The 5,071-nt window shown below is 69.2% G+C and carries 7 protein-coding genes; 2 read left to right on the top strand and 5 right to left on the bottom strand.

Annotated elements, in window-relative coordinates; translation table 11 throughout:
• Window positions 1-80 precede the first annotated feature (80 nt).
• Window positions 81-1,166, bottom strand: coding sequence for a glutamate--cysteine ligase (locus tag A5622_RS24560; protein WP_066866131.1), 1,086 nt, complete (start codon window positions 1,164-1,166; stop codon window positions 81-83).
• Between the two features lie 22 nt (window positions 1,167-1,188).
• Window positions 1,189-1,626 carry an anti-sigma factor antagonist gene (locus A5622_RS24555; RefSeq protein ID WP_066866129.1) on the bottom strand — a complete coding sequence of 146 codons (438 nt, stop codon included), beginning with the start codon at window positions 1,624-1,626 and terminating at the stop codon, window positions 1,189-1,191.
• A 154-nt stretch (window positions 1,627-1,780) separates the two neighbouring features.
• Between A5622_RS24555 and A5622_RS24550 the strand changes: the two genes are divergently transcribed.
• On the top strand, window positions 1,781-2,398 hold the full coding sequence (locus tag A5622_RS24550; protein WP_066866127.1) for a TetR/AcrR family transcriptional regulator: 618 nt from the start codon (window positions 1,781-1,783) through the stop codon (window positions 2,396-2,398).
• Here A5622_RS24550 and A5622_RS24545 read toward each other — a convergent pair whose 3' ends face one another.
• Both A5622_RS24545 and A5622_RS24540 read right to left on the bottom strand, forming a co-directional pair.
• The gene (locus tag A5622_RS24545) at window positions 2,399-3,064 is read right to left on the bottom strand and encodes a DedA family protein (RefSeq protein WP_066866125.1); all 666 of its coding nucleotides are present in this window, start codon (window positions 3,062-3,064) and stop codon (window positions 2,399-2,401) included. It lies immediately after the preceding gene.
• A gap of 3 nt (window positions 3,065-3,067) precedes the next feature.
• Window positions 3,068-3,910, bottom strand: coding sequence for an SGNH/GDSL hydrolase family protein (locus tag A5622_RS24540; RefSeq protein WP_082990539.1), 843 nt, complete (start codon window positions 3,908-3,910; stop codon window positions 3,068-3,070).
• A gap of 50 nt (window positions 3,911-3,960) precedes the next feature.
• On the opposite strand from A5622_RS24540, the gene A5622_RS24535 reads away from it, so the two are divergent.
• Window positions 3,961-4,779, top strand: coding sequence for an IclR family transcriptional regulator (locus tag A5622_RS24535; RefSeq protein WP_066866124.1), 819 nt, complete (start codon window positions 3,961-3,963; stop codon window positions 4,777-4,779).
• Here A5622_RS24535 and A5622_RS24530 read toward each other — a convergent pair.
• Window positions 4,764-5,071, bottom strand: a 308-nt coding sequence (locus tag A5622_RS24530) for a class II aldolase/adducin family protein (RefSeq protein WP_197508091.1), incomplete at its 5' end; no start/stop codon positions are given. The two genes, A5622_RS24535 and A5622_RS24530, sit on opposite strands and share 16 nt — an antisense overlap.

Below are 5,071 nucleotides of genomic sequence, written 5' to 3'. Positions count from 1 at the left end.
CGTGGCCGTGGGACTGATCGGGCTCTATCGCCTGCTCGCGGTGACCTGACGAGAAATCACGTACACCAACGCGATTCGTGTCAGCTCAGCGTCGCCGCGGCGGCTTCGGCGATGACATCGGACACCTCGCCGCGCTTGCGCCACGTCCGCAGCTGACGCATCGCCCCGTTGCCGTCGGCTACCACGCGGGTGAGTTCGTCGCGAACGCGGTCGTATTCGCCCAGCGATTCCAGGGCCGGGCGCACCCGCCGCACCAGCGCCCCCAGCTGCTCGGCCGCCGGTACCGCGCCGCGGCCGTGGATCAAATCGAGTGTGTGGCCGGACAATCCGTCGTGTGCGGCCTTCCAGTACGCCGCGCGCAGCGCGCCGGGTGGCAGCCGCCGGGCGTCGTCGGTCGAGTCGAGGGCGGTCATCACCGCCGCCCGGATCAGGGTGGCGAGCAGCACCGTTTCGGCGACGGTGGCCGGCACGTCGGCCACCCGGACCTCCACCGTCGGGAAATCGGCGGAAGGGCGCACGTCCCAATAGATCATGTCCTTGTCCAGGATCACCCCGTTGTCGACCAGCATGCGCACGGCGTCGTCATACTCGTCGGGCGAGGCGAAATAGGGCGGCGCCCCGGCGGCGGGCCACCGCCGCCACAGCACGCTGCGCCAGCTCGCATGGCCGCTGTCCGCGCTGCGGTACACCCGTGAATTAGCTGACAGCGCAAGCAAAGTCGGCAACCACGGCCGAAGCCAATTGCTGACATGGATGGCCGCGGCGCGGTCGGGCACCTGCACGTGCACGTGGCATCCGCAGATTCCCTGCTCGTGGGCGATCATGCCGAACTCTTCACCGATCCGCCGGTAGCGCGGGGTGTCGGTGACCGGGAACTCGTGCGGCGTGGAAGGCGGCAGGCCACAGGCCAGCAGCGTAACCCCGGCGGCCTCGGCGGCCTGCGCCGCGGTGCGCCGCAGCCGGCTCAGTTCCGCGCCGAGCTCGGCGCTGGTGGTCGCCACGTTCGACGTGGTTTCCACCTGGCAACTGCTGAGCTCGAGCTGCAGTTCGACCCCGCGCTTCTTGGCCTCTGCGGCCACGGCGGCGTTGTGCGGGGCGGGCTCGCCGGTTCTCGGGTCGATGAGGAGGAATTCCTCCTCGGCACCCATCGTGGGATGGTCGGCCATTGAGCCGGTTACGGCCCGGTGTCTACCAGCGGTCAGCCGCGGACAGCGCGGAGTCGACGGTGGGGTAGATGGGCAGCACGCCGGACAGCCCGCAGGCGTCGACGATGCGGGCGACGAGCGGCTCGCAGCTCACCAGGCGTAGGTCGATGCCGCGGTCCTGGCAGCTTTTCGCCTCGTCGGCGAGGACCTCGAACGCGCAGCAACCCATGAAGTCGAGCCCGGTGACGTCGACCACGAACGGGCCGGGAGCGGTGACGCCGCTGGCCGCCTCGCGCACCAGGTGGCGCCAGGTGCCCTCGTTGCAGGCGTCGACCTCGCCGCCGGCGTAGATCACCACCGACGGGCCGCTGCGATCCGCGGTGGCCCGCAGAGTGCTGTTGGGGTCGCCGAGTTCGTAGACAAGTTTTGTGCTCAGCGTCAGATGAGTGGTCTGCATCGCCTCGACAATGACGGAATTCATGATGGACCCCCTGATCGACAGGCGTCGCAGACGCCTCGATGGTGCCCGTCCTAATGTCTGAAGACAGACTGTTCGCGGATGCGAATCTCATTTCTATAACGAGACAGGGCGGTCTGTCTACCTGCAGCGGCCTAAGAGTACGGTAAGGCCTGGTATGACAACTCCCGATGTCGGAACCCCGGCCGCGTCGCCCCGCGAACGCGTTCTGACCGCGGCGTATGACCTGTTCAGCAGGCGTGGCATCCGCGCGGTGGGCACCGACGAGGTGATCGGGCGGGCCGGTGTCGCCAGGGCGACGCTGTACCGCCATTTCGCGACCAAGAATGACCTGGTGCTGGCGGTGCTGCAGCGTCGCGAGGAGCTCTGGACGCACGGGTTGATCGAGGAGCAGTCGCGGCAGCGCGGCAGCACCCCCGAGGAACAGTTGCTGGCGATCTTCGACGTCATGCACGACTGGTTTCAGCTGCGCGACCGGTACGAGGGCTGCTCGTTCATCAACGTGCTGCTCGAGCTGGGGTCCGAACATCCGATCGGGCAGGCCTGCATCGGCCACATCGAGCACGTCCGCGACATCGTGCGTCGCCGCGCCGTGGCTGCGGGCTTGACCGACGTCGAGGACTTCGCGTCGTCGTGGCACATCCTGATGAAGGGCGCCATCATCCTGGCCGCCGTCGGGGATCTCGACGCCGCGCTGCGCGCCCGCAAGATGGCCCGCGCGTTGATCGACGAACACCGGCCGCCGCTGGTGGCGGACACCGGCGAGGCCGTCTAGTCAGACGCTGTCCGGCGCGGTGCTGCCGGCCTTGCGGTAATGCTCGGCCTCCAGCTCGGCGATCATCCGAGATGTGCGTTCCCGCAACAGGATTGCGGCGGTCAGCCCGGCCACGACGGCGATCACCAGCCCGATCCAGGAGAACCGTTCCAGCCAGCGTTCGGCGGCGATTCCGGCGAAATACACCAGTGCGGTGGTGCCGCCCGCCCAGCAGATGGCGCCCGAGACGTTGGCCGCCAGGAATCGGGGGTAGTGCATCTTCAGCGCACCCGCGAGCGGCCCGGCCAGGATCCGCAGCAGCGCGATGAAGCGGCCCAGGAAGACGGCGCGAACACCCCAGCGGTTGAACAGCTTTTCGGCCAGCGCGACGTGTCCGGGCCCGAAGTGTTTGGGAAACCGCCGCCCGAGCCGGTCGAAAAGCGGCATGCCGAAGCGGCGTCCGATCGCGTAGCCGATCGAATCGCCGATCACCGCGCCGATCACCGCGGCGATGCCGACCCCGAGCGGATTGACGGCCAGGTCGTGGTGCGACGACATCAGCGCCGCGGTGACCAGCACGATCTCACCCGGCAGCGGAATGCCCAGGCTCTCGATCCCGACGACGCCGCCGACCACCAGGTAGACCGCGAGCGGCGGAATCGAGTGCAGCAGGGGCTCGAGATTCATGCGTCAAGAATGCCTGACCGACCTCGGTTCCATGCCTTGAGGTGCGCGGTCGAACTCGCGCGGGGTGTCCAGCCCCGCCAGGCGCGGACGCTTGGGTTCGCGCCCGTCGTACGACGAGAGGCCGCGCAGCCGCCGCCAGATCCACGGAAAGAAACTCTCCTGCGTCCAGCGCCACTGTTCGTATGTGCCGGCCGCAAAGGAACGCTGGGTGGGGTTGCGGGGCCCGAGGGCCCAATCATGGTTGCTGTCAGGCAGATTGAGCGCCTCGGCGGCCGCATCGGCGAACAGGATGTGACCCTTGGTCGAGGCGTGCACCCGGTCGATGGCCCAGGTGTCCAGCTCGCGCATCGAGGGCGCGTTGTACAGGTCGACGAGCGCGAACCCGTAGCGGTGGGCGGCCGCGGTGATCGCCGCGTTGATGCAAGCAAGCCGCCCGGCCACCAGCCGCCCCAGGGGCAGGAACTGGGCGACGTTCGGGAAGGTCGTCGTCACCACCGTCGCCCCCGATTCGGCCAGCGCGGCGTAGACGTGTTCGAGGTCGGCCAGGGCGGGGCGAAACGATCGCCCGGGCTGGATGACGTCGTTCATCCCGGCGCACACGGTGATCAGGTCCGGGCGCATCGCCAGCGCCTGTGGAAGCTGCTCGGTGAGCACGTGGTTGACCCGCTTACCGCGGATCGCCAGGTTGGCGTATTGCAGGCCGGGATAGAGCGAATCTACCCGGACGGCGAGGCGGTCGGCGAACCCGAGCAGGCCGACGGTGTCGTCGCCGTCCCACAAGCCCTCGGTCTGGCTGTCGCCGATGGCGACGTAACGGCGGTATCCAGCGCGAACAGCCCCGCTCACGCAGCCGAGAATAACCCGAATCAGCGCCCATAACTGGTTACCGTGGACCCATGCCACACAAGCGTGAGCCGGGCGCCGGGGACGCCGCGGCGGCGCCGGACGCCGATTCGCTTGCGCCGCAGTACCCGATCGAGTCGGTGGACAACGCGCTGAAGCTGTTGCTGTTGTTGGGCGAGCGGCCCCAGATCCGGTTGAGCGAGGCGACCCGCTATCTGGGTGTGGCGTCGTCGACCGCGCACCGGTTGCTGGCGATGCTGGCCTATCGCGGGTTCGTCCGGCAAGACCCGGTGTCCAAGGCGTACCTGCCCGGCCCGTCGTTGACCGGGGTGGCGTTCGCGATCTTCGGTCGCATCGACATCGCCCGATCCGCCGCGCCCGTCATGCGCAGCCTGTCCGAACAGCTGCGTGAGACCGTGCACGTCGGAATGCTGGACGGGGCGAGCGTGCGGTTCGTCGCCGCGGTCGAGGGGCCGGCCGCGGTGCGGGTCGCGTCGCGGCTGGGCCGGGCCATGCCGGCCCATTGCACGTCGACGGGCAAGGTCATGCTGGCGCAGTTGCCGTCACCGGAGTTGCGTGCGTTGTTGCCGGGCGAGCAGCTTCAGCGGATCACCGCGCATTCGATCGGCAGCCGCACCGAGTTGGAAGCCGAGCTCGCCGGAATCCGCGAGCGCGGTTACGCCACCAACTCCGAGGAGAGCGAGGAAGGCGTCGCCTCGGTCGCCGTGCCGATCCCGAGCCGCGCGCCGGGGCTGCGGCTCGCGCTCAACGCCGCGGCGCCGCAAAACCGGCTGGACGCCGCCCGGTATCCGGTGGTGGCCGCCGCACTTGTGGCGGCCGCCAAGGAGATCGGCGATCAGCTCGGCTGTTGATCGCCCAGGCGTGCCACTTCGTGGCGCCAGGCCGCCTCGGCGGTGAACGCGGATCCCAAGTCCGGCAGGTCATCCCAGTCCGCGTCGTCGATGTCGCGCAGCGTGCCCCCGGCCGCGCGCACCCGCAACGACATCCGGGCCAGCGCGTCGAGGCTGATGGCCTGCAGCACCGCCTGCGCCACCGTGGCGGCGGCGCTGGTGATTCCGTGTCCCCGGCAGATCACCACCGGACGGCCGCGCATCGCCGCCACCATCTCCTTGCCCAGGCGCGAATTTCGGATCAGCACCGCGC

Origin of the sequence: Mycobacterium sp. 1245801.1, from assembly GCF_001673055.1 — a bacterium.
GTDB classification, from domain to species: Bacteria; Actinomycetota; Actinomycetes; order Mycobacteriales; family Mycobacteriaceae; genus Mycobacterium; species Mycobacterium europaeum_A.
This window is presented reverse-complemented; position numbering and strand designations above follow the sequence as displayed.